Below are 24,054 nucleotides of genomic sequence, written 5' to 3'. Positions count from 1 at the left end.
AACCACCTCAGCATCCGAACGGCTCAAACTCCTTTCCAAGCTCCTTCATCAGCTGGATCCTCTTCTCCACGCTCCTCCTCGTGCCGACGTCTTTCCTGTAGAAGAGCTCGCCCCTAACGTAGCCTATTCCAGCGGCGGCTATGCGCTCGGCCTCCTCGAGGGTATCGGCGATGCCGACGATTGCCAATGCGCGAGAGCCCAGGAGAGTGAGATTCTCGTCAATTGAGGCGTAGTAGAGCTTCGCTCCGGTCTCAGCTATTGCCTTCTCGTCCACCTCAATCCTAGCGCCCTTCACGGGGTTCTCTGGATAGCCCCTCGGCGCAAGGTACTTCACGACCGTTGCCTTTTTTTCAAACTCTGCCCTACAGAGGCTCCCGTCCACTATTCCCTCGGCTATCTCAAGGAGGCTCGTCCTGAGCAGGGGCAAGACGTTCATGGCCTCCGGATCGCCGAAGCGGGCGTTGTACTCGATTATCACCGGCCCCTCCTTGCTCAGCATGAACTGGCCGTAGAGGATACCCTTGTAGGGAATTCCTTCTTTCCTCATGGCCTCGACCGTTGCCTTCAGCGTCTTCAGAGCCTTCTCGTAGTCATCCTTCATGACGAAGGGCAGGAGGTGATTTGAGCACGAGTATGAGCCCATTCCGCCCGTTATCGGGCCTTCGTCGTTCTCGTAGGCGTGTGGGTAGTCCTGGACTAGAGGCATCGGCAGAACTCTCTTCCCGTCGGTGAAGACCTGGAAGGTGAACTCAACGCCATCGGTCCTCTCCTCGATGAGAACCCTTCCATCCTTCCTTATGAGCCCTTCAGCGTAGGCTTTTGCTTCCTCGTTGTCCCTCAGCTGGTAGCCGACAACTTTAACGCCCTTGCCTCCGGTGAGGCCAAAGGGCTTAACAACTACGGGCCTTCCAAAGTCGTCTATCCAACGCTTCATCTCCTCAATGCTGTCAAAAACGCGGAAGAGCTTCCTTCCAGGGATGTCATGTCTCTCCATAAGCGAGCGCGCGAAGGCCTTGTTAGTCTCGAGTTGTGCAGCTTCTCTGCTCGGCCCAACAACCGGAATGCCCGCCTCTTCGAGTGCGTTTACTATCCCTGCCTCCAATGGTGCCTCCGGGCCTATGAAGGCCAGTTCGACGTTCCACTTTTCCGCGTAGCCCAGAACCTTGAGGACGTCCGTTTCTTTTGCTATTCCGTAATCTTTGGCCAGTCTTAGAAGGCCCGGATTTCTGTGCTTTGAAATGACGTATAGCTCGGCCCCAGCATTAACTAACGCTTCACCTATCGCGTTCTCCCTACCACCGCCGCCAATGAGCAGAACCCTCATAAACTTCACCATTTTTGTGTAAAAATCTTAAGTTTTTAAGGCTTGTTTTAACAAAAATTTGTAAACAAAGAACATGTCGGGAATTCAAGTGAAACGTCCAAACTCGAGGATTAACTATTTAAGCATCGTGGAAGAATTTCTAATTTGAGGGGGGTTATTTATGGAGGAGATTAACTTAATAGAGCTACTAAAGTCACTGGGAAAGAACAATACTATGGCAATAATAGAAAGAGATATGGAGTCGTTTGGAGCCCTTGAAGCTCTAAAGATGGTCAATTACCTTCTCAGTATAGAAGAAACCGTCTGGTTGGTATCATATGAGCCTCTTCTAAGTCTCCTTGCAAATCTAAAATTTGTTGGCATAAATGTGGATGATTTTCTGGGGAAGAACCTTTACATCGTGGACGTCTTTGGGAGCATGAAGAGGATAGAGCATCTTGAACCTGGAGTTTACGTTATCGGCGGCTACCTCGACGACGGCGTTTTTGTGACGAAGTACCGTAATCTTATAAGGAGCTTCATCGGAAGTCTCTCTCAGATTCCTAAGCGCGTGTGGATAGTTGATTATTTGGCATCTGATGTTTGCAGGCTTTTCTCTAATCCCCTCAGGACGTACAAGTCCATTTGGGCTCTCCGATACGAAGTTCCCCAGAGCGATATCAGGGCAATACTTACTTACAATCCCGCAGAGTGCCCTGAGCTGGAAGATTTCATCTATTCTTATTCGGATGTTGTAGTTGAGGTCTACACCGACGGAGGGAAGAGACATTTCATAGTTACAAAGGGGGAATGAGAGATGAAACTTGGAGTTAAGGAACTTGACAATGTTTTAGGAGACATAGAAAAAGGATCCCTAATACTATTTCATGAAGCCGATTCACGCTCGAGAGGAAAGGAGATAGTGTTTAAGATAATCTCCTCCAAGCTCGACAGTGATAACCTCGTTGGCCTCTTCAACATAAGCTATCCCATTCCTGTGCTGCTTTCCATACTGGAGCGAAACGGCGTTAGCGCTACCAAACATCTCAACGAAGATCGACTGGTAATAATCGATACCTTTGGTAGCATCTATGGCATGAGGTACAACATCAAGAACGTCTGGTATCTCAATGGCCCAATCTCACTAGAAACCCTCGGGCAGAAGTACATCGATGTGATAAGACGTTACAAGCAGTACTGGGCAGAAAAGGGTATGTTCGATGGACGCGAGCTGTGGGGCAGCTCGATAGTTATGTCGGAATACAAGCACATATTCGGCGTTGATGCCACGCTCCGTTACCTTGAGGTGTCCTCGGAGATAAGACGGCGTTCCGATGTCTACCGGAAGTATCCCTCCGGAACCAACATATGGCTTTACTCTGGCGTTGATAACAAGGTTCTTCCCTTCCTATACCGCAAGGCCAAATACATCATAAAAACGGAGAGCTATATTGAAGGATGGGAAGTTAAACGTCGTTTGAAGATTCTCAAGGCTCCTGGGTTGGAAGACACAGTAGAGTTTGAGTACGAGATCACTAAATCCGGGCTTAAACTAAGGGAGCTTTAACATGTTCATGTCAGCTTTAGGACAAAAATATTTTAAAATCGTCGAGTTTTTGTTTATGGTGATCCCATGAAAGTGCTTGTGGTCATGGGGAGTAAAAGCGACAGCCATATAGCCGAGAAGGTGACTTCAGTTCTCGACGAGTTCGGAGTTCCATACGACCTCGAGGTTGCTTCGGCCCACAGAAATCCGAAGAAGGTTGAGGAGCTGGCAAAGAAGGACTACGACGTCTTTATAGCCATAGCGGGCCTGAGTGCAGCTTTACCCGGGATTATAGCGGCCCACACGGTCAAGCCAGTAATAGGCGTTCCGGTATCTGCTAAGCTAAACGGTCTCGACGCCCTGCTCAGCATTGCCCAGCTTCCTCCGGGCGTTCCCGTCGCTACCGTCGGCATAGACAACGGCAAGAACGCGGCTCTGCTCGCGGTGGAGATACTCGCACTCAGGGATGAGAGACTAAGAAAGAAGCTCGAAGATTATAGGGAAAGGATGCGCGGTTAGTGGCTCCCCTTAAGGTCGGGGCTGATTTCAACCGCCTGATTTTAACATCAAGAGAGCATACATAATATAGGCACATTAATCAAATTTAAATTTTTCGCATTTTTTCCAAAGATTTGATAGAGTTCTAAAATCCTCATCACGATGCCAAAAACTATCCAACGTTACATCACATGTTGTCTACAAATTAGGGCGTTTTGTGCTCATTTGTTATGTCAAAAAAGTACATTCTGCGCCCGTCACGTGTTAGGGACTAATCCTGCCAACTCCAAGAAAGCCGACACCTAAAAAAAGGTGTTAAAGAAGGTGCATCCTCTTTTCATAGTCTTGATCGTACCAGTCGGAGCTTCTCGTCCTGAGTTCGACCATGTGGGCAACCTTTTCAGCCCTTTTCTTAGCTTCTCCAACGTGTTTGTCCCATGCTAAAGCAACACCCAAGCGCCTTCCAGGGTAAGCTTCGGGCTTTCCGAAGAGCCTTACTGTAGCATTCGGAACGCTCAGAGCTTTGGCCAGCCCCCTAAAGCGCGGAGAATAACCTGAAACGTTGGACTTGATGACGTGGGTCGCCGCTGGGGTCAGCATCGGGAATAGGCGATAACCATCAACCCATTCACCAGGTATTGGCAAGCCGAGAACGGCCCTCAGGTGGAGGCCAAACTCCGAGAAGCCTGGCGGATGGGAGGCGAGCGTCACCATTCCAGTGTCGTGGGGTCTCGGGGAGACTTCGTTGGCCCAGACCTTGTCGCCCTTAACGAACATCTCGACGCCGAAGAGGCCAAGACCACCGAGAACATCCGTTATGCGCTTCGCTATCCTGTAAACCTCCCGTTCAGCTTTCTCGCTTATCTCGGCCGGCTGCCAGCTGGCATGGTAGTCACCGTCTATCTGGTAGTGGCCAACGGGCTTGGGGAAGGTAGTCACAATTTCCCCGTTCTCATCGTAGTGCCTAACTGCCAGCTCGGTTATCTCGACGTCGAAATCGATGTGCTCCTCGACGATTATCTTGTCTGCACTCCCCCTAGCTTTTTTCTTCGCTTCCTCCCAGGCCTTGGGGATATCCTCAGGACCCTTCACGAAGTAGGAGCCCTTTCCGCTGGAGCTCATTATGGCCTTGGTGTGGCAGGGATAGCCAATCTTTTCACACGTCTCGTAGAGCTCGTCGAGAGTTGTTGCATAGGCGTATCTTGACGTTGGGACGTTGGCTTCCTTTGCTAAGGTTTCCCTCGTCCTCTCGCGGTGCATGGCTATCCAGGTTGCCTTGGCGTTGGGCACGACAAAATAACCTTCTTTCTCAATCTCAAACAGCGCGTCGAGGTTGATGGCCTCAATCTCGGGGATTATGGCATCGGGCCTCTCCCGCTCGACAACGCTCCAGAGGAAGTCCCTATCCTTCATGTTGCCCACATAAGAGCTGTGAGCAACCTGCATGGCAGGGGCGTTGGCGTATCTATCCACCGCTACAACCTCAACGCCCAGGCGCTGGGCCTCAATGGCTATCTCCTTTCCGAGCTCACCGCTCCCGAGGAGAAGAACCTTAACTGCCCCGTCGGTGAGGGGTGTACCGAGTTCATTCCTTGGGTCTATCATGAAATCCACCCCAATGTTTGACGTTAAGATGTTAAAAATTGCATATATTTAAGCCTTTTTAAGCATAAAGATGGCAAATCTTTTAAGCCTCCACGCAAACTAAGGCTAGGTGTTGCTCATGCTGACCTATGCCCAGGCTGGTGTGGACGACGAAAAGACGGCTAAAGCTCTAAAGAGTATAATAAATGCCGCCAAGACAACCTTTGCCTTCAGGAAAGGAAAGCTCGGAGAACCGGCTCAGAACCTCGGCCACTACGCGGCATTAATGGACTTCGGGGACTTTTACCTCGCCATGACGACCGACGGAGTAGGCACTAAGATTCTGGTTGCTGAGGCCGTTGGTAAGTTCGACACCATTGGCATAGACATGATAGCCATGAACGTGAACGACCTGCTCTGCGTTGGGGCTGAGCCAATAGCGCTCGTCGATTACCTCGCGGTAAAAGAGCCCGACGAAGGAGTCTTTTCCCAGATTGCGAAGGGTCTCCACGAGGGGGCAAAGCAAGCGGGAATAGCCATAGTCGGCGGCGAAACTGCTGTAATGCCCGACCTCATCAACGGCTACGATTTAGCCGGAACCGCCATCGGTGTCGTCGAGAAACATGGAGTAATAACGGGCGAGAAGATAAAGCCCGGAGACGCGGTCATTGGAATTTCCAGTTCGGGGATACATTCAAACGGCCTAACCCTTGCGAGAAAGCTTCTCATTCCAAGATACGGCCTCAACTACGAGTTCGATGGGAAAAAGCTCTGGGAGCATCTCCTCGAGCCGACGAGGATTTATGTCAAGCCAATCCTTGAACTGCTGGAGAGGGTAGAGATCCACGGGTTGGCGCATATAACCGGTGGCGGCCTGCTCAACCTCAAGCGCCTAACGAACTACGGCTTTTCCCTTGAGATGCCCCCACTAGGGGGGATATTCAAGCTCATTCACGAAAGCGGCGTTCCGTTTGAGGAGATGTTCAGGGTTTTTAACATGGGCGTGGGCTTCGTCGTCGCCCTTCCAGAGGAGGATAAGGAAGAAGCCCTGGAAATACTCAACAAGCACTATGAGAGCTTTTCCCTCGGAAGCGTGACGAAAGAGCCCGGGATAAAGGTGGAGAACTACGGGGTAAGGCTTTAAGCCCCTACCTTTACTTTTCTTGGGTGGAGCAGGTGGAGATGACGGTTAAGAGAAAGGCCTTTCTTGAGGAGCTCCCCAAGGTCGTTGAGGAGGCCCTCAAAGAGTACGGACCCAGACTGAGAAGGATAGAAATAGTGGAGGACGAAAAGGGATGCTACACTGTGTGGATAACCTATGACTCGGATTTCAGGCCTCGCCCGTAAGCCTCTTATAAAGCTCCTCGTAAGCGCTTATCAAATCCCCCCTGTCGAAGCGGAAGACGTCCTTGTCGAGGCTTTTTCCGGTTTTTGCATCCCAGAAGCGGCAGGTGTCTGGGCTTATCTCATCGGCCAAGATTATCTCATCACGCTCGTTCTTCCCGAACTCCAGCTTAAAGTCCACCAGGATTATTCCCCTCTCCGCGAAGTACTTCCTCAGAATTTCGTTGACCTTCAGAGCTATGAGCTCCATCTCTCTAATTTCCTCCTCGCTTATGCCGAGAACCCTGGCGTGGTAGTGATTTATCATCGGGTCTCCGAGCGAGTCGTCCTTGTAGTAAAGCTCGACTATCGGCTCGCTCAGCTCGGTGCCTTCCTCAAGTGGCAGGCGCTTCTTAAGACTTCCAGCGACGACGTTTCTCACAACAACCTCGATGGGGTACATCCTGAGCCTCTCGACGATGAGTCTGTCCTCCCCAGCGACCCCTATGAAGTGAGTCTTTATACCCCTCTCCTCAAGGAGCTTGAAGAGCCTCGCGCTAATCTGAGCATTCAGCCAGCCCTTGCCCCTGAACTGAGCCTTCTTTCTGCCATCGAAGGCCGTGGTATCGTCCTTGAACTCCATTACGGCCTTTCCATCGTCGAGCGGGATTATTTTCTTGGCCTTGCCCTCGTAGATCTCCATGAACTTCACCATTTATGTGTAAAATTAGCGACTATTTAAGGCTTGTTTTATCAAAAATATGGCAAAAGATGGACAAAGTTTTTAAACATGTAGGAGCTAAAAATCCTGGAAAGATTGGCTCTAATCATCATGTTTAAATCAACATAGAGCCTCAAGAGGGTTCACCATGAGGGAGAAGTGCGGAATCTTTGCAGCGAAGACTGAAAACGCCCCAAAGAAGGCATACTATGCCCTCATAGCTCTTCAGCACCGCGGCCAGGAGAGCGCTGGCATAAGCGTCTGGGAGAGCATGGTTAAAACCCTCAAGGGGCCTGGTCTCGTCTCAGAGGTTTTTAAGGGAGACAAGCTGAGCAGGCTCAAGTCGGACTTAGCTATAGCCCACGTCCGCTACTCCACCTCAGGCTCGCTCAATGAGGCCCAGCCGCTCGAAGTTTCCTGCTGCGGGAAGAGGCTTGCTTTGGCTCACAATGGTACCCTCACGAATTTTCTCCCCCTGAGGAGGCATTACGAGAGGCTCGGCGTGAGGTTCAGCCACTCCGTCGATTCCGAGCTCCTTGGCGTTTCCTTCCTCTGGCACCTCAAGGAAACTGGGGACGAGTTCGAGGCGATGCGGGAAGTTTTCAACGAGGTCAAAGGCGCTTATTCCGTTGCCTTCCTCTTCGACGGTAAGCTCCTCGTCGCAAGGGACCCAGTTGGTTTTAGACCATTGAGCTACGGAAGGGGCGACGGCCACTACTTCGCCTCCGAGGATTCCGCGCTGAGGCTCTTTGTTGATGAGATACGGGACGTAAAGCCCGGCGAGGTCTTCCTCGTGGATGATTCGGTTGAGAGCAAAGTTCTAGCGGAGGAGAGCCACCACCACTGCGTCTTCGAGTACATCTACTTCGCCAGACCGGACAGCACGCTCGACGGGGTGAACGTTTACAGCGCCCGCGTGAGGATGGGCCGCGAGCTCGCTAAAGAAAGCCCCGCCGATGGGGACGTCGTCATAGCAGTTCCCGACTCCGGAAGGGCAGCCGCTTTAGGCTTTTCCCAGGAGAGCGGCATCCCCTACTCCGAAGGCCTAATAAAGAACCGCTACATCGGGAGAACCTTCATAACCCCTGGCCAGTTCCACCGCGAGCTGAAGGTCAGGCTCAAGCTCTCGCCAGTTAAGGAGGTCGTCTCGGGCAAAAGCGTCGTCCTCGTGGACGATTCAATAGTCAGGGGCACGACGATGAAGAGGATAGTGGCCATGCTCAAAAAGGCCGGCGCGAAGGAGGTGCACGTAAGAATAGCCTCTCCGCCCATAAAACATCCCTGCTACATGGGTATAGACATACCCACGAGGCACGAGCTCATAGCAGCCTTCGGGGGCGTTGAAAAAGTGAAATCGGCTATAGGCGCCGACAGCCTAGCCTATCTCAGCGTTGGCGGACTGAAAAAAGTGGTTGGGAAAGAAGGGCTCTGCATGGCCTGCCTCACGGGTGAGTATCCAGAGTGGGCCTTCCGCTTCTGAGCTTCCTTATTCTGCAGGCAGAGGACTTGAACTCTGGAGTTCCAGCCTTGTTAAGTGCCTCGTTCGTCAGCCTGTTGGCCTTGAAGTGGAATGGAACCGCTATGACGCCCTCAGGAACACCGCCAAGTTTGGCACGCATCCAGGTTCAATCTTATGCGGACTGCTGGAAAATTGGTAGCGGCATCGGTTCAGTTTTCTGGCATCGGCTGATGTCCAGTATTCTGGCGGGTATCGTTTGCCCCGGTGGGGGTGCCCTAGTCTCACAGGGGCTTCCTCCCCACCGAAAACTTTTTAAAGCAACCTCGGCCCTATGATATTGGACGCACGCCCCGGTGGTGTAGCCCGGTCAATCATGCGGGACTCTCGATCCCGCGACCCGGGTTCAAATCCCGGCCGGGGCACCAAAAACATTTCTCGCGGGCCCGTGGCTCAGCCTGGTCAGAGCGCCCGCCTGATAAGCGGGAGGTCCGGGGTTCGAAGCCCCGCGGGCCCACCAGTACAACCCTTTGCTGGCGCAAAGCGTTGACGGAAAGCTTGCGTGCGTTTCTAAAAACGCGTATCCATACAGGGTTTACCCTTCTAACGGCCAGTTTTCAAAGTTTCACTCTCCACAAGGCGTCCTTCGGACGCCAGAATATGAAGTGAAACTGTTTAATCGGCTGTTTCTGGGGGCAAACCCTCTTTCAAAGGCAGTTTTAAGAGTGCACGCTTTTGTTCCCTACCAATTTAACAGAAAGGGAACAGTTTTGGTCAAGCTTTTTCCAAAGGCTTGTTTGCCAAGCAAAAGTTTGATCAAAGCTCGTATGCCCTTCTCAAAATTGCTTGTTTTAGAAGTTTACCCCCGATTGTGCTCTTCGAGCGCCGGGTGAGAATTAAAACCTGCTTGATTTCAGGTGCGGAATTTATGGTGAATTCTCCTGAAAACGAGCAAAATTCAAAAGGAAACACACTTTTGTGAAAGGCTCAAATTTTGCAGTGAACTACTTTTGATCAAACTTTTCGCTAGAAAAGTTTGAGGGGGAAAGGTTTATAAGTCAGCTTCCTCAACGCTCACCAGTGATTAAAAACCACCTTTCTTGGAGGTGTTCGCAGTGGAAGCCAAGTTCGAGATACCCGTATGCACGTCATGCGGAAAGGAGATAACCCCAAGGGAGCACGCCACTCACTTTGTCTGCCCGAACTGTGGAGAGGAGATCATCTGGCGCTGCGAAAGCTGCAGGGTCCTCTCAGTCCCCTACAAGTGCCCCAAGTGCGGCTGGGAGGGGCCATGAATTAGGAGGTGAAAAAGAATGAGCGACTTCAACCTTGTTGGCGTTATAAAGATCATGCCGACCGACCCGGATGTCAACCTCGACGAGCTCGAGGAGAAGCTCAAGGCTGTTATTCCAGAAAAGTTCGGCCTCGCCAAGGTCGAGCGCGAGCCGATTGCTTTCGGTCTCGTTGCGCTTAAGTTCTACATCCTCGGTAAGGACGCCGAGGGCTACTCCTACGACGAGGTCACCGAGATCTTCAGGCAGGTTGAGAACGTCGAGAGCGCGGAAGTTGAGACCGTTTCGAGGATCTGAATCCTCTTCTCTACTTTTAATCTTCCAGGCTTCTGTCTGGGAATCATTTGGCCTGTAGGCCGTTGCGTTTCTATACGGAATATTAAAAAGGAGTCAAAAAGGGATACTCCAGCTCAAAGCCCCACGCTCAGGCTCAGCTTCGGCCTCTTCCACTCGTCGAGGATTGCTTTCAGATCCTCGTTCTCGACATTTGAATAGAGCTCGTCGAACCTCTTCTTCGCTTCCTCGTCACCTTCCTTCCAGCGGGCGAGCTCGCCTATGGCTCTGAAGAAGTCGGCCGTGTCATCTTCAAAGGCCTCGGCAAAGAGGTGGACGTTCTCGTAGACCTCCCTGTAGGCTTTCTCGTTGAAGAGCCCCTCTATGAAGTCCACCAGCGTGTCGAAGACCAGCCCAAAGAGTTCGTCGCTGGTCTCTACCGCCTTCAGGAGGGCGTCCCTGAGGGCCAAGAATGCCTTTTTGTAGTCCTCTCTGCCAGCCCATATCTCGGCCTCGACGAGCTTGGCGTTTATCTCAATCTCGTCCTCCCTCGGGCTCCTGAGGACTTCTCTGATGAGAGTCTCCGCCTTCTCGTAGTCCCCGAGCTCGTAGTGAAAGTGGGCCAAGTCGAGGAGGCTTATGAGGTGGTTCTTCTCGTCGCTGAGCCTCGAGAAGATGTCCCTCGCGCGCTCCATGAGCTCTAGGGCCTTCTCGGTCTCGCCCAGCTCGTCGTAGTTTATCGCCAGGTTGGCCAGGGTCAGGGCTATCTCCCTCTCGTTTCCAAGTTCTTCCTCAAGCTTGAGAAGCTCCTCATATGTCTCTATTGCCTTCTCGGGCATGCCGAAGTGCTCGTATGCATCCGCCAGATAGTAGAGCGCGGTAGCGTACTCCTCGGGGTCGTCCTTTTTCCTCTCTGCTATCCTCTTGTAGAGCTCGATGCCCCTCTCGACGTCGTCGAGGTGGGCGTAGACGTGAGCTATCTCGTGGGCCAAATCGTAGGGGTCGTCGCACTCGATGACGACTTCCTCAAGCTTTTTCAGCTCTTCCCTGAGCTTCTCTTCGTCCTCAATGCCCTCTATGTAATCATCAAAGAGCTCCAGGAGCTTCTCGCAGTCCTTCTCGGCTAACGCCTTCTCAAACTCGTTCATTCCTCATCACCTGCCTTCGGTTAGCCTAAACCAGTTAAAAAGGTATGGCTTATACCCGGCCGATGTGTCATCAAAGACTCGGACATTTGCTTGATTCTAAAGGCTCGGAACAATGACTAATGCTAAAATCCCTGGGCTAAAGGAAGAAGTGGAACATACAGGGATAGGGCTTGAGGGCTCGGCGTCGAAGTCCACATAAACAGGTGGGTCTAATTCTTTTCGTTTTTGGTATTATCAAAAACCATAAGTTTGGAACTTGTTGTTTTAAAAAGTGTTAAAAGTCAGCTATACTCCACGGGTTTTGTATTACTAAGTTGAAAATTAGTAGCACAACATGGTGGTGAGCACAATGAAATCCCGCGGAAAGATATTCACCCTGTTTCTGGTCGGGGTTTTGATTTTTGGCGTCGTGGCGAGCGGCTGTATAAGCGGCGGGACCGCCACGACGACTACCACCGCGCCCCCCTCCAGTCACGTCGAGACGACTTCATCTCAGACAACCACCACTGCCGCTCCCAAGTACCCGATAACCGTCACGGACTTCGCGGGAAGGACCGTCACCATAGATAAGCCGCCCGAGAGGGTGATAGTGCTCTCCGGCTACTGGGCGGAGATACTCTGCGTCCTCGGCGTCCAGGACAGGATAATCGGCATAGGCAAGTACGTCCCCTATGACCCCTACCTCCCGGATGATGTGAAGAACAAGACCGTCGTTGGCAGCAACTTCAAGGGCCTCAACTGGGAGACCGTCGTCGGCTTAAATCCAGACCTCATAATAATCGACTGGTACGGCGGCAAGTACGCCGATGCCGAGACTATACAGAAGGCGGAAGAGCTCGGCATACCCGTCATAGCGCTCACTGCTAAGACCATCGAGGATAACGTGGAGGTCGTCGAGCTCCTTGGAAAGGTCTTTGATGAAGAAGAGAAGGCCGGTGAGCTGGCCGGGTGGATGGAGGAGAAGCTCAGCGCCGTGAAGGAAACCGCCGCCCAGATTCCAGAGAGTGAGAGGAAGAACGCCCTTCTCATAAGCGCCCCCAAGGACATCGCGGGCCCGGTCACTGTCTACGCCAACGGAAGCGCGTGGGCGAGCATGGTGGAGCTCGTCGGTGCCCACAACTTAGCTTTCGACATGACCTTCGATACCCAGTGGCCCAAGCTCGACCTCGAGAAGATAATCGCCTACTGGGGCAACGACACGGACGTTTTAATTGTGACGTCATTCAGCCAGGACAAGCTTGACAGCGCCGTGAACGGCATTAAAAATGACTCAAGGTGGCAGGAAATCAAGGCCGTGAGGGAAGGACACGTCTACGGCATCCTCGCAGGTTCAAAGGGCTACCTCGACTGGGGCCCGAGGATAATAGTCGGCCTCTACCAGATGGCCAACGTAATCTACCCCGACCGCTACCAGAGCTGGGAGTCGGTCAGGGACGAGCTGATTGAGAAATTCTACAGCCCGTTCTACCAGGGTGGGTGAGCATGAGGAAGGCCCTCCACCTTTCCTTTTTGCTCTCCCCGGTTCTTGCCCTCATCGTAAGCCTGTGTATAGGAACCTATCCAATTCCTCCCTCCGCCGTCGTGAGTATGGTGCTCCTTAAAGGGGCTCAGATCATCTCCGAAGTTTTGAAAACTTTAACCCTTGGAAAGATATCCTTCTCCGTCACAATCCCCTACCCGAGCGTTTACCAGACCATACTCTTTGAGATACGCCTCCCCCGCGTCCTGATGGCCATGCTCGTCGGCTCGGCCCTTGCCATTTCGGGTGCCGTCCTGCAGGCCATATTCAGGAACCCCCTCGTCAACAGCTACATCCTTGGCATCTCTTCCGGGGCTGCCTTCGGCGCGGCTTTAGCTATAGGCCTCTCCGTTGGCGTAGGTGTGACTCCTTCAGCGTTCGCCTTCGCGCTCCTCGCGGTCTTCATAACGACCTCGCTGGCGAGGGTCGGCGGGAGGATAACCCCAGTCTCGCTCGTTCTCGCTGGAATCATAGTCAACGCCCTCTTTTCAGCTTTAACATCCCTCCTCAAGTTCCTTATGGAGCACGACAAGCTGGCGAGCATCGTCTATTGGCTCATGGGGAGCTTCGCCAACTCGGACTGGGGCTCGGTCAGAGTGGCCTTCCCGGTGATCCTCGTCGGCTGTTTCCTGATATACTCAATGCGCTGGCAGCTGAACGTGCTCTCCTTCGGTGAGGAGGCTAAAATCGTGGGTGTCGAGACCGAGAAGCTGAAGTTCGTCTTCATAGTCATCGTCTCCATGATAACGGCCGTCTCCATAGCCTTCTGCGGTATAATCGGGTGGGTCGGGCTGATGATACCCCACATAGTCAGGATGGCCTTCGGTCCGGACCACAAGACCCTGATACCCCTGACGATAACCCTGGGGGCTTCGTTCATGGCCCTAGCAGATACGCTCGCGAGGTCTGTGGCGACCTACGAGATACCGATCGGTATAATAACGACCCTCCTTGGAATTCCCTTCTTCGCTTACCTGCTCAGGAAGACGGGCGGTGGATGGGATGCTTGAGGTCAGAGGCCTGTCGTTCAGCTACGGTGATTTCAGCATCGAAGGGGTCACCCTCGAGGTGAAGGAAGGGGAAGTCGTGACGCTCCTCGGCCCCAACGGAAGCGGGAAGACCACCATACTGAAGGCCATCTACGGGCTGCTGAAGCCCAAGGAGAGGTGCGTCTTCATTGACGGCCGGGACTTCCACGGGCTGCCCATCAGGGAGAGGGCCAAGTTGGCCGGCTACGTCCCACAGTCCCACACGCCGCCCTTCTCCTACACGGTTCTGGACGTGGTCGTCACGGGTTTAGCTTCCCAGCTCGGTCCCTTTGAGAGCCCGAGAAAAGAGCACTACGAGAAGGCCCTCGAAAAGCTCAGGCTCCTCGGACTCGAGCGCTTTAAGGATAAACCTTACACCCAGCTGAGCGGCGGTCAGATGCAGCTGGTTCTGATAGCGAGGGCCCTCGTCCAGGAGCCGAGGGTTCTGCTCCTCGACGAGCCAACGGCTCACCTTGACTTCAAGAACCAGGTCAAAGTCCTCGGGATAGTCAAGAGGCTCGCGCGGGAGGAGGGCATCTCGGCCATCATGACGCTCCACGACCCCAATTTGGCCTCCCTCTACTCCGACAGGATAGCCCTCGTCAGGGAGGGCAAGATCAGGGCCGTCGGGAGACCGCCTGAAGTCCTGCGGGAGGAGATACTCCGCGATGTCTACGGCGTCCCCGTGTGCGTCCTTGAGTTCGACGGCTTCAGGCTCATACTCCCCAGAACGGAGGTGATTCAATGATATGCTTCATCCTGGGATACGGCGCGAGGCCCCTGCCCCTGCTAGAAGAGATACTTGGGGAGGAGAGAATAGATGGGCTCGTGCTCACCGACCAGAACTGTGAGAGAGAGCTGGACAAGATAGAGAAGTCGGATGTAATCTTCATCTACGCCCACGAGCTTCCTGGAATAGTGGAGGAGAGAATTAAAGAAAGCAAAGCTAAAGTCATCGCCTGCGCCGGCCTGGAGGGCCTGGCAAACGTCCCGGAGGAGGTTCTGATCAAGGCCAAGACCTACTACGTCCTCGGGGGCGAGAAGAACCTGAGGAACCTGGTCAGGTTCCTTGCGGGCCTCGCTGGAGCGGAGGTCGACTACGAAGATCCCCAAGAGGTGCCGATGCACGGCATTTACCACCCTGAACTGGGCCTTTTTGAAAGCCTGGACGAATACCTGAAAGCCTACGGGAAGGAGCCCCTCATTGGAGTTCTCTTCTGGAGGAGCACCTGGCTCTACAAGGACTTCAGACCAATTGGAGAGCTCATCAGGGCCCTTGAGGAGGAAGGCTTTGGGGTAATCCCGGTCTTCACCTACGGAAAAGACTCAAGGACGGGGCTTGGAAGGGAGAAGAGCGAGGCCGTTGAGGAGTTCTTCATGAAGGATGGAAAGCCGGTTGTAGAAGCCCTCGTGAGCTTAATCTCCTTCGGCACGGTCGAGCTGAAGAACCTGCAGAGGCTCAACGTCCCGGTCTTCGCCCCGATAAGATCCTACCACCAGTCCCTCGAGGATTGGAAGAAAAGCGAGAAGGGCGTTGACTACATGACTCAGGTTTATGGGGTGATAATTCCGGAAGTCGCGGGTGCAATTGAGCCGATTTTCATAGCCGGAACCAGAAACATTGAGGGCTACAAGAAGGGCGAGCCCTATGAAGAGCACATGAAGTACCTGGCCAGAAGGGTGAAGAAGTGGGTCGAGCTCAGGAAGAAGCCCAAGGATGAAGTTAGAATAGCAATCGTTTTGATAAACCCGCCGTGCAAAGGCCTTGAGGCGAACGTCGCCGTTGGCCTCGGCCTGGACGTTCCCGAAAGCATCGTCAGACTTCTGCACAGGCTCAAAGAAGAAGGCTACTACGTTGGTGAAGACCTGCCGGAGAACGGTGAAGAGCTGATAAAGCTGATCCTGGAGAGGAAGGCGATAAGCGAGTTTAGGTGGACGAGCATTGAGGAGATTGTCAAGAGCGGCGGGGCGATTGACTTCGTGGGCCTGGAGGAGTACCTGGAGTGGTTCAACGAGCTACCGGAGGACTTGAGGGAGAGAATCGTCAGGGACTGGGGAAGACCTGAGGATGTTTTGGCTGGGAAAGTTGACAAAGCGCTGGTCGGTATGGTCCACGACGGGAAGTTCGTCGTCCCGGGGATAAGGTTCGGGAACGTCTTCATAACTCCCCAGCCCAAGTTCGGCTGCGCTGGGGCAAGGTGCGATGGAAAGGTGTGCAGAATTTTGCATGATCCAAGGATAGTCCCACCGCACCAGTGGTGGGCCGTTTACAGGTGGATAACCAGGAAATTCAAGGCTGATGTAATGGTCCACTTCGGAACCCACGGCTACCTTGAATTCAGGCCCGGAAAAGGCGTCGGGCTCTCCCCCTCGTGTGTCCCTGAGGCGAGCCTGGACGACGTTCCTCACCTCTACGTTTATGCTGTCTCCAATCCAATGGAGGGTGTTATCGCCAAGAGGAGAAGCTACGCAACGTTGATAGACCACATCTACCCCCCGATGGGAATGGCGGAGGTTCTGGACGATTTGGACTCCCTCCTAACCCAGTATGCAAAGGCTAAGAACTTGGGAGACGAGGCAAGGAGAAAGAAAATTTACGAACAGATTCTTGAGAAGGCCAAGGAAAACAGGCTGAGAATAGCAGATCCCGAAGATGAGGAGCGGACGATAGAGGAGATACACCGCTACGTTGAGCTGATGAGGGGCTCCCAGATAAACCTCGGCCTGCACATCTTCGGCTATCCGCCAGAGGAGCCCGAGAGGCTGGCAGAATACGTTGCCACTGCAATGGCCTATGATTCCTACGCTTCTCCTTCGATTAAGCGCGTCATAGCTGAGGCAGTGGGCCTTGACTACGATGAGATGAAAAAGAACCCCTTGGGAACTACAAACGGGTTCACGAACAGGGAGCTTCTGGAGATTTTCCACAGGATAGCAGTCAAGAGCCTGGAGCGTTTGCTTAAGGGAGAAAGCTTTGAAGTCATTGCAGAAGAAATTGAAAAGTTTGGATTTAAAGTTAAGAAGGAAGAAAAGCTTGAAGAAACGTTTAGAAAAGCCCTGGAAGTTGCAGAGAAAATAATTGAGTGTAAAAAGGAGCACGAAGGATTCTTGAAGGGACTGAGTGGAGAATACGTTGAACCCGGCCCCTCGGGCGCGATAACGAGGGGGAAGTTCGAGATTTTGCCAACGGGAAGGAACTTCTATGCAGTTGATCCAAGGACTCTGCCGACTAAAGCAGCGTGGCAGATAGGAGTCGAAACCGCGGAGAAGCTCCTGGAGGAATACATGAAAAAGCATGGAAAATACCCGGAAAGCGTCGGGCAGGTTCTCTGGAGCATAGACGGTTATAAGGCGGATGGAGAGCAGATAGCCCAGATTCTGTATCTGATCGGAGTCCGGCCGGTTTGGAAGGGAGATGTGGTTGCCGGGCTTGAAGTCATACCTCTGGAGGAGCTCGGAAGGCCGAGGATTGATGTCCTGGTTAGAATAAGCGGAATCGTGAGGGACACGCTGCCGAACTACATCTACCTGATTGACGAGGCCATAGAGAAGGTCGTTACGCTGGATGAACCCCCGGAAATGAACTACATTAGAAAGCACTACGTTGAGCACATCAAAAAGTTCATTGAGCTCGGAAAGAGCTTTGAAGAGGCACAGAGGTTCGCAAGGTTTAGGGTTTTCTCGGCCCCACCGAGTGCCTACGGGGCTGGAGTGAATTTAGCGGTCGAATCATCGGGCTGGAGAAGTGATGAGGACTTGGCTAAGGTATGGATTCAGTGGAGCGGCTACGCCTACGGAAAGGATACCTTTGGCGTTGAAGCATATGACTCGCTGGTCTTGAACCTAAAGGAAGTAGATATAATCAACAGAAACCACATAAGCGACGAGCACGACCCGACTAACTGCTGCTGCTATTTTGCCCATCACGGAGGATTCAAGGCCGCAGTTGATGCCCTAACCGGCAAGAACGCTGAAGTGGTTCAGACAGACACGAGGGACATAAGCGATACCAAAATCGTTGACATGAAAGTTGAGCTCGAGAGAGTCGTCAGGGCAAAGCTCCTCAACGAGCGCTGGATTGAGGAGATGAAGAAGCACGGCTACAGGGGGGCGAGCGAGTTCTCCAAGAAGATCAACCACCTATACGGCTGGGAGGCAACGACGAAGCTCGTTGAAGACTGGGTTTTTGACGAGATAGCACAGAAATACGTTCTGGACGAAGAGATGAGGAGATGGTTTGAGGAGCATAATCCCTATGCTATTGAGGAAATTGCAAGAAGATTGATTGAAGCTTATGAGCGCGGCCTGTGGGAGACGAGCGATGAGCTCATTGAAAGGCTCATGGAAGTTTATTCGGAAATTGAGGGAATTCTGGAGGAAAGCCTTGGTGAAGGGGAAGTCCAGGGCGGGACGATTGAAATTTACACGGCTGAAGACGACGAACACTGGAGTGAAAACATAAGGGAGGTGGAAGAGCTATGGCAGAAAATAAGAGGGTGAAGATTCTCTTAATCTCGACCATTGTGAACAGAAGCATCGTGAGGGCAATTGAGGATGTTAAGGAGCATGCAGATGTCAAGCTAATATTTGCTCACGACCTTCACAAGGTGGATAACCTCCAGAGCTATGTTGATTGGGCAGACATAGTTTTAATAGACGTTAGAGGAGATCCTCTCTCGCTTACAGAGCTTGATTATAAAGATAAGGACGTTGTAATCTTAGTTGGCGGCTCTTCCCTGTTTTCCCTCGCAAAGCTTGGCAATTTTAGAATGAGCAGGGTAAAAGGAGCTAACATGTCTTACGGAACAAATCCTGAAAGCGTAAAGAAGTGGATAAACAGAATTCAGACCATTATAGAAGCGATGGGAAAAATTCTGCCTTTTGGAGTTTTTAGGGATGCCAGGAGTTACATCAGGATTGTGAAGTATTGGGCCAACGGAGGCTATGAGAACTACAAGAACATGTTCCTCTTTATCTGCAAAATAAAGGGATTGGACGTCAGGGCTGGGAATCCAATTGAATATCCAGAGATTGGCCTGTATCACCCAGATTATGGGTACGGTTATAAGCCCCAAATCGATCCAAGCAAGCCAACTGTTGGAATAATCTTTTACGGCGGGATGCACCTCGAATCCTGCATACCGACACTTAGGGAGATCATGAACAGGCTGGACGCGAATATAATCCCCGTATACTCCGACGGGATTGTGAATCTGAAAGCCATGAGGGAGTACCTTAAGGATGACATCGACTGCATAATCAGCTTGCTGTGGTTCCGGCTGAACGGAGGGCCTTTGGGAGGTGACCCAAGGCCGGCGATAGAGTTTTTGGAAAAGAAAAAGGCAAAGCTGTTCACGCCGGCTATAATGCTGATGCAGGAGATAGAGGACTGGGAAAGGAGCAAGAGGGGATTAAATGTCCTTCAGACCATAACTACTGTTGAACTGCCGGAGATGGATGGTGGGGTTGAGCCCATCCCTATCTGCGGGGTGAGAGATTGTGAAGTTGTCCCTATACCGGATAGGGTTGATAGGTTTGTCAATAGAGTGAACAAATGGCTTGAGCTTAAAAGGAAGCCAAATGAAGAGAAGAGGATGGCAATAATTATCTACAATTATCCTCCTGGAGAAGAGAATCTCGGCAGTGCGGCTTACATAGACACCTTTGCGAGCGTTGAGAGGATTCTTGAAAGGCTTGAAAAAGAAGGTTACAAAGTTGAGAAAGCCAGAATAAAGGATCTATTCATAGAAAGAAAGCTCTTCAATCCAAAGCTCTATCCCCCAGAAAAAATCGAATGTCCGAGGATGAGCCTTGAAGAGTATTTGAGATACTTCAACGAGCTGCCGGAGGATGTTAGAGAGGAGGTTATAAAATTCTGGGGAGAGCCGCCGGGAGAAATAATGGTCGATGAGGATGGCATTTTAATCCCCGGAGTAATTTTAGGAAACGTCTTCATTGGCGTTCAGCCGTCAAGGCCCCCGCTGAGCTGTGAGGATCTTTATTCGGCAATTCACGACCAAACTAAGCCGCCTCACCATCAGTACATAGCATTCTACAAGTGGATTGAGAATGTTTTCAGGGCGGATTGTGTTATTCACGTTGGAACCCACGGGCTGGCGGAGTTTATGAAAGGGAAGGAAGTGGGATTGAGTTCGAAATGCTTCCCGGACATTTTAATCGGAACGATGCCAAACCTCTACGTCTACCATGTTATAAACACCTCTGAAGCGACGATAGCCAAAAGAAGACTTTACGGGACTTTAATCAGCTACAACTCCCCTCCATATACGACCTCCGGGCTTTACGAGGAATATGCAAGGCTTGAGGAGCTCTTAAATGAGTACAGAGAGGCCTCAGGCAAAGATGAGCCGAGGGCGGAGATAGCAAAGAAAAAAGCGTTAGAGCTTGCGGAGAAGTTAAATCTTGGGGACAACCTGGACGAAATAGAGGCAAAACTCTACGAATACAAACGCTCAATAATTCCAAAGGGCCTGCACGTAATAGGGGAGGAATACAGCCTGGAGGAATTGGAGGACTTCATAACACTCATAGCAAGATACGATAGAGGGGAGATAAAGTCCCTGAACAGGTTAATCGCCGAGAAGAAGGGTTTAGCCTACGAAGAAGTGCTTAACAACCCATCAAAACTCAAAGAAATCGAGGAAGAGGCGAAAGAAATTGTTAAGCGATTTTTAAAGGGCGAAAGATTCCCGGAGTATGAGAAGACACTGAAACACGCTCTTGAGGTTGCTAAAAAGTTTGCAGATAACTCTTTGGAGCTTGAAAACTTGATTGAAGGTCTGAACGGGCTGTATATAGAGCCCTCCGTTGGAGGAGACGTTATAAGAAATCCAGAGGTCTTGCCAACGGGAAGGAACATTTACGCATTTGATCCGCTAAAAGTCCCAACGGAATCCGCCGTTGAGAGGGGAAGGAAAATAGCAGAGACAACAATAAGGAAATATCTAGAAAAGCATGGAAAATATCCAGAGAGCGTCGGTGTAGTTCTTTGGGGATTTGAAACGGCAAAAACTTATGGAGAAACAATCGCCCAAATACTGGAATACATTGGGGTCAGGGTAGTTCACGCAAGCCCCTGGGAAAAGAAGCTTGAAGTGATTCCCCTTGAGGAACTTGGAAGGCCGAGGATAGACGTTGTCGTTACAATATGTGGCTTCTTTAGGGAGATGTTTCCAAATGTTATGGAGCTGCTCGATAAAGCCTTTAGAATGGTCGCGGAGCTTGATGAGCCGGAAGAGATGAACTTTGTGAAAAAACATGTGAAAGAGCTAGGTAACTATGGAGAGCTGGCAAAGGCGAGAATTTTTGGGCCTACTTCAACAGAATACAACACGAGATTACTCCAACTTGTCGAGGATGGCATTTGGGGCGAAGAAAGAGACCTAGCAGAAGCTTACATCTCCTCCATGAGTTACGCATACACAAAAGGGCACTACTCCAGGGAGGCGCGTGAAGTCTTCGAAAGTCTTTTGAGGAAAGTGGACCTCGTTTCGCAAGTGAGGGACTCTCACGACTACGAAATCACGGATTTAGACCATTACTACGAGTTTTTTGGCGGTTTATCAAAATCCATTGAACTCCTGAAGGGTGAGAAGCCAGAAATGCTCATAGCGGACACTACAAGGGAGGTTGTAAAAGTTGAGAGCGTTAAAGAGGCGATAGAAAGAGGAACCATAACAAGGATCCTCAATCCAAAGTGGATAAATGAGATGCTGAAGCATGAGTTTTTAGGAGTGCAAAAAATAGCGGAAAGGATTGAGAACCTGCTCGGCTTGGCGGCAACTACAAATGCCGTGGAAAACTGGGTATGGGATAAAGTTGCTGAAAGGTTTGTGTTTGATGAGGAGATATTTGAAAGGCTAAAGGAAAGCAATCCGTATGCGACAAAGGAAATACTCGAAAGGCTCCTTGAAGCGAATAAGAGGGGTTACTGGGACGCTGATGAGGAAGTTTTGGATGAACTAGAGGACAGATACCTTGAGCTGGACGGAATGCTTGAAGAAGAGATCTGAGGAGGTGACATCAATGGAAAAAGCTCAAAGAGACAAGCGTTTGGTCTTCCCGTTCTCTGCAATAGTCGGGCAGGAAAAGGCCAAGCTGGCGTTGCTGGCTGTGGCCGTTAATCCGCTGATCGGTGGTGTCCTGCTTAAGGGTGATAAGGGAACGGGGAAATCGACCCTAGTTAGGGCTTTGGCCAACGTTTTGCCCGAGATTGAAGTTGTGGCAGATTGTCCCTTCAACTGCAATCCGAGAAATCCTTTGGAGATGTGCGACAGCTGTTATGAGAGGTATGAGCGGGGAGAAGAGCTGCCGGTTGCAAAGAGGAAGATGCGCGTTGTGGACTTGCCCCTTAGTGTTACCATAGACAGGCTCGTTGGAACCGTTGATGTGGAGCGCTTTTTGAAGGAGGGCAAAAAAGCTCTGCAGCCGGGAATACTAGCGGAAGCAAACAGAGGGGTCCTTTACATCGATGAGGTGAACCTTCTCGATGACTACATAGCCGATTCACTCTTAGATGCTGCAGCAATGGGATGGAACACGATAGAGAGGGAAGGGATTTCTTTCAGGCATCCGGCGAGGTTCATCCTGGTTGGAAGCATGAACCCTGAGGAAGGCGAGCTCAGACCGCAGATCCTCGACAGGTTCGGTTTATGCGTTGAAGTTTCAGCACCGATGAACCCAGAGGAGAGGATAGAGATAGTCAAGCGCGTTGAGGAGTTCCATGAAGACCCCATAAGCTTCTACAGAAAGTATGAGAGCGAAGAGAAGAAGCTCACGGAGAGGATCGTTAAGGCAAGGGAGATTCTGCCGAAGGTCGAGATAAGCGACGATTTGCTGAAGCTTTTGGCTGAAACGGTCGTTAACCTGGGAATCAAAACCAACAGGGCCGAGATAGCAACGATAAAGACGGCCAAGGCAATAGCTGCCCTAAACGGAAGGAGAAGGGTCTCACTGGAAGACCTAGAAAAAGCCATGGAATTAGCTTTACCGCACCGCCTGCGGGACAAGCCCTTCCAAAAGCCACCCCAGATGAGGCCCCCAAAGCCTAAGGACGATGGCAAGCACAATCACGACCACAAACACGACCATAAGCATGAGCACAAGAAGGAAGAAAAAAGTGAAAGGAGAAACCAGGAGTCTCGAAGTCAGGGGATTGGAAATTTAGAGAAAAATTTTCGCTCAAGCGAAGCTAAAATCCCAAGGATAGAGAGCAAAAACTTCGATGGAAGCGAATTCATAGGATACCGCTCCTCAAGGGACGTCAGCGTTACAGTGGTAAACTTTCCGAAAGGCATTCCCGTCTCTTACGTTCCCCCCAAAGGTGAAATAAGGGATGTTGATTTTTACAACTCGGCTATCTGCGCCATGTTGAATGGAAAAAAGCCTCCAATAAAGCTTGATTTAAACGACCTTCGCGTTAGAGTCAGGAAAGCAAAGGCACCAACGCTCTGGGTTCTGCTCCTGGATTCGAGCGGAAGCATGGCTGTGCAGAAAAGAATTAGCATCGCGAAGGGGATAGCGGAGAAGCTGGTTGAGAACGGCTACATCAAAAAGTCAAAGATGGCCCTGATCGTTGCGAAAGGTAACCAGGCGGAGATATTCGTCCCACCCACTAAGAACTACTGGGAAGTGCTTGAGAAAATAGAGAGCGTTCCGACTGGAGGGAGGACACCTTTAAGCTCTGCCCTCTACAATCTTTTGCTTTTAGCGAACAGGGAGAGGATGAAGGACCGGTCGGTCAAGGTGAGAGCTTTTCTAATAACCGACGGAAAGGCGAACGTTCCGTTCTTTGGAAAGAGGATTAAGGAGGAAATAACGGAGCTGGCCAGGGCGCTGAAAAAGAGGGATATTGAGCTTACGGTTTATGACACGAGAGGAAGGGGAATAAACCCGGGCCTGTCCTACGTCCCCATCCTGGAGCGGGTTGCTGGGGCAAAGGTGCACAAAGTTTAGCCCTCTGAAGCGCTCTGTAGTTGGAAGAATGACGGTGTTAGTGTTAAGAGAGAAGACTGGGTCACCTGGCGGCTCTGATTTCCTGAAACTTTCATCCCCTGGCGTACCGCACTGCCGCACTGGCGTAGCAAGGGACCGAAAATTTTATAAATAGCCCAAAGGAACGATAAAGCGGATGCACTAATTGTAACTAAAAGTCCTCCACTCATAAAAAAGAGAACGGGCGGAGGTGAGGGGAGATGGCCCAGCTCGCTGGACAGCCGGTTGTTATTCTGCCCGAGGGAACCCAGAGGTACGTTGGAAGGGACGCCCAGAGGCTCAACATTCTGGCCGCTAGGATAGTCGCCGAGACCATCAGGACCACCCTCGGTCCGAAGGGTATGGACAA

General features: G+C 51.5%; 18 protein-coding genes, 2 tRNA genes and 1 pseudogene. 16 read left to right on the top strand and 5 right to left on the bottom strand.

What is annotated here, in order from left to right:
• Positions 1-7 precede the first annotated feature (7 nt).
• Complete coding sequence (gene purD / locus E3E23_RS07080; RefSeq protein ID WP_167907860.1) at positions 8-1,324, bottom strand: phosphoribosylamine--glycine ligase; 1,317 nt, start codon at positions 1,322-1,324, stop codon at positions 8-10.
• 160 nt (positions 1,325-1,484) lie between these two features.
• On the opposite strand from purD, the gene E3E23_RS07075 reads away from it, so the two are divergent.
• The 3 genes from E3E23_RS07075 (at position 1,485) to purE (ending at position 3,368) form a co-directional block, all read left to right on the top strand.
• The gene (locus E3E23_RS07075; RefSeq protein WP_167907560.1) at positions 1,485-2,117 is read left to right on the top strand and encodes a hypothetical protein; all 633 of its coding nucleotides are present in this window, start codon (positions 1,485-1,487) and stop codon (positions 2,115-2,117) included.
• Between the two features lie 3 nt (positions 2,118-2,120).
• Positions 2,121-2,870, top strand: coding sequence for a hypothetical protein (locus E3E23_RS07070; protein WP_167907559.1), 750 nt, complete (start codon positions 2,121-2,123; stop codon positions 2,868-2,870).
• A 66-nt stretch (positions 2,871-2,936) separates the two neighbouring features.
• The gene (gene purE, locus E3E23_RS07065) at positions 2,937-3,368 is read left to right on the top strand and encodes a 5-(carboxyamino)imidazole ribonucleotide mutase (RefSeq protein ID WP_167907558.1); all 432 of its coding nucleotides are present in this window, start codon (positions 2,937-2,939) and stop codon (positions 3,366-3,368) included.
• Between the two features lie 294 nt (positions 3,369-3,662).
• On the opposite strand, the gene purT is transcribed toward purE, so the two are convergent.
• The gene (purT, locus tag E3E23_RS07060) at positions 3,663-4,952 is read right to left on the bottom strand and encodes a phosphoribosylglycinamide formyltransferase 2 (protein ID WP_167907557.1); all 1,290 of its coding nucleotides are present in this window, start codon (positions 4,950-4,952) and stop codon (positions 3,663-3,665) included.
• A 118-nt stretch (positions 4,953-5,070) separates the two neighbouring features.
• On the opposite strand from purT, the gene purM reads away from it, so the two are divergent.
• Both purM and E3E23_RS07050 read left to right on the top strand, forming a co-directional pair.
• Entirely contained in the window at positions 5,071-6,075 is a 1,005-nt protein-coding gene (gene purM, locus E3E23_RS07055; RefSeq protein WP_167907858.1) for a phosphoribosylformylglycinamidine cyclo-ligase, read from the top strand.
• A gap of 23 nt (positions 6,076-6,098) precedes the next feature.
• A complete protein-coding gene (locus E3E23_RS07050) occupies positions 6,099-6,278 on the top strand; it encodes a hypothetical protein (protein ID WP_167907545.1) in 180 nt (59 codons plus the stop codon).
• Here the strand turns inward: E3E23_RS07050 and purC are convergent.
• Positions 6,262-6,957, bottom strand: a complete 696-nt coding sequence (gene purC / locus E3E23_RS07045) for a phosphoribosylaminoimidazolesuccinocarboxamide synthase (protein ID WP_305849838.1) — start codon at positions 6,955-6,957, stop codon at positions 6,262-6,264. The two genes, E3E23_RS07050 and purC, sit on opposite strands and share 17 nt — an antisense overlap.
• A 166-nt stretch (positions 6,958-7,123) precedes the next feature.
• Here purC and purF point away from each other — a divergent pair, with 166 nt between their 5' ends.
• Positions 7,124-8,455, top strand: coding sequence for an amidophosphoribosyltransferase (gene purF / locus E3E23_RS07040; RefSeq protein ID WP_167907555.1), 1,332 nt, complete (start codon positions 7,124-7,126; stop codon positions 8,453-8,455).
• Here purF and E3E23_RS07035 read toward each other — a convergent pair.
• Positions 8,418-8,594, bottom strand: a pseudogene (locus E3E23_RS07035) (hypothetical protein); the annotation flags it as partial. The gene purF and the pseudogene E3E23_RS07035 sit on opposite strands and share 38 nt — an antisense overlap.
• 187 nt (positions 8,595-8,781) lie before the next feature.
• Here E3E23_RS07035 and E3E23_RS07030 point away from each other — a divergent pair.
• The 4 genes from E3E23_RS07030 (at position 8,782) to E3E23_RS07015 (ending at position 10,020) form a co-directional block, all read left to right on the top strand.
• A tRNA-Glu gene (locus E3E23_RS07030) sits at positions 8,782-8,859 on the top strand.
• A gap of 14 nt (positions 8,860-8,873) precedes the next feature.
• Positions 8,874-8,951 (top strand) — tRNA-Ile (locus E3E23_RS07025).
• Between the two features lie 595 nt (positions 8,952-9,546).
• The gene (locus E3E23_RS07020; protein ID WP_012572828.1) at positions 9,547-9,726 is read left to right on the top strand and encodes a zinc finger domain-containing protein; all 180 of its coding nucleotides are present in this window, start codon (positions 9,547-9,549) and stop codon (positions 9,724-9,726) included.
• An 18-nt stretch (positions 9,727-9,744) separates the two neighbouring features.
• On the top strand, positions 9,745-10,020 hold the full coding sequence (locus E3E23_RS07015) for an elongation factor 1-beta (RefSeq protein ID WP_167907554.1): 276 nt from the start codon (positions 9,745-9,747) through the stop codon (positions 10,018-10,020).
• Between the two features lie 113 nt (positions 10,021-10,133).
• Here E3E23_RS07015 and E3E23_RS07010 read toward each other — a convergent pair whose 3' ends face one another.
• Positions 10,134-11,144 carry a lipopolysaccharide assembly protein LapB gene (locus E3E23_RS07010; RefSeq protein WP_167907553.1) on the bottom strand — a complete coding sequence of 337 codons (1,011 nt, stop codon included), beginning with the start codon at positions 11,142-11,144 and terminating at the stop codon, positions 10,134-10,136.
• Positions 11,145-11,493: 349 nt separating this feature from the next.
• Here E3E23_RS07010 and E3E23_RS07005 point away from each other — a divergent pair, with 349 nt between their 5' ends.
• From E3E23_RS07005 to E3E23_RS06980, 6 genes are read left to right on the top strand one after another with little or no spacing between them, the layout of a single operon-like run.
• Positions 11,494-12,624 (top strand): ABC transporter substrate-binding protein, encoded by a 1,131-nt coding sequence (locus tag E3E23_RS07005; RefSeq protein ID WP_167907552.1) that lies wholly within the window; start codon positions 11,494-11,496, stop codon positions 12,622-12,624.
• 2 nt (positions 12,625-12,626) lie between these two features.
• Positions 12,627-13,673, top strand: coding sequence for an iron ABC transporter permease (locus E3E23_RS07000; protein WP_167907551.1), 1,047 nt, complete (start codon positions 12,627-12,629; stop codon positions 13,671-13,673).
• On the top strand, positions 13,666-14,439 hold the full coding sequence (locus E3E23_RS06995) for an ABC transporter ATP-binding protein (RefSeq protein WP_167907550.1): 774 nt from the start codon (positions 13,666-13,668) through the stop codon (positions 14,437-14,439). The genes E3E23_RS07000 and E3E23_RS06995 overlap by 8 nt, the downstream gene beginning before the upstream one ends.
• Positions 14,436-18,191 carry a cobaltochelatase subunit CobN gene (gene cobN, locus E3E23_RS06990; RefSeq protein ID WP_167907549.1) on the top strand — a complete coding sequence of 1,252 codons (3,756 nt, stop codon included), beginning with the start codon at positions 14,436-14,438 and terminating at the stop codon, positions 18,189-18,191. Before E3E23_RS06995 ends, cobN begins: the two co-directional genes overlap by 4 nt.
• Complete coding sequence (bchH, locus tag E3E23_RS06985; RefSeq protein ID WP_167907548.1) at positions 18,170-21,724, top strand: magnesium chelatase subunit H; 3,555 nt, start codon at positions 18,170-18,172, stop codon at positions 21,722-21,724. Before cobN ends, bchH begins: the two co-directional genes overlap by 22 nt.
• Positions 21,725-21,737: 13 nt before the next feature.
• Positions 21,738-23,666, top strand: a complete 1,929-nt coding sequence (locus tag E3E23_RS06980; RefSeq protein ID WP_167907547.1) for a VWA domain-containing protein — start codon at positions 21,738-21,740, stop codon at positions 23,664-23,666.
• Positions 23,667-24,054 lie beyond the last annotated feature (388 nt).

The sequence above is a fragment of the Thermococcus sp. CX2 genome, assembly GCF_012027555.1.
In the GTDB taxonomy this organism is placed as follows: Archaea; Methanobacteriota_B; Thermococci; order Thermococcales; family Thermococcaceae; genus Thermococcus.
This window is presented reverse-complemented; position numbering and strand designations above follow the sequence as displayed.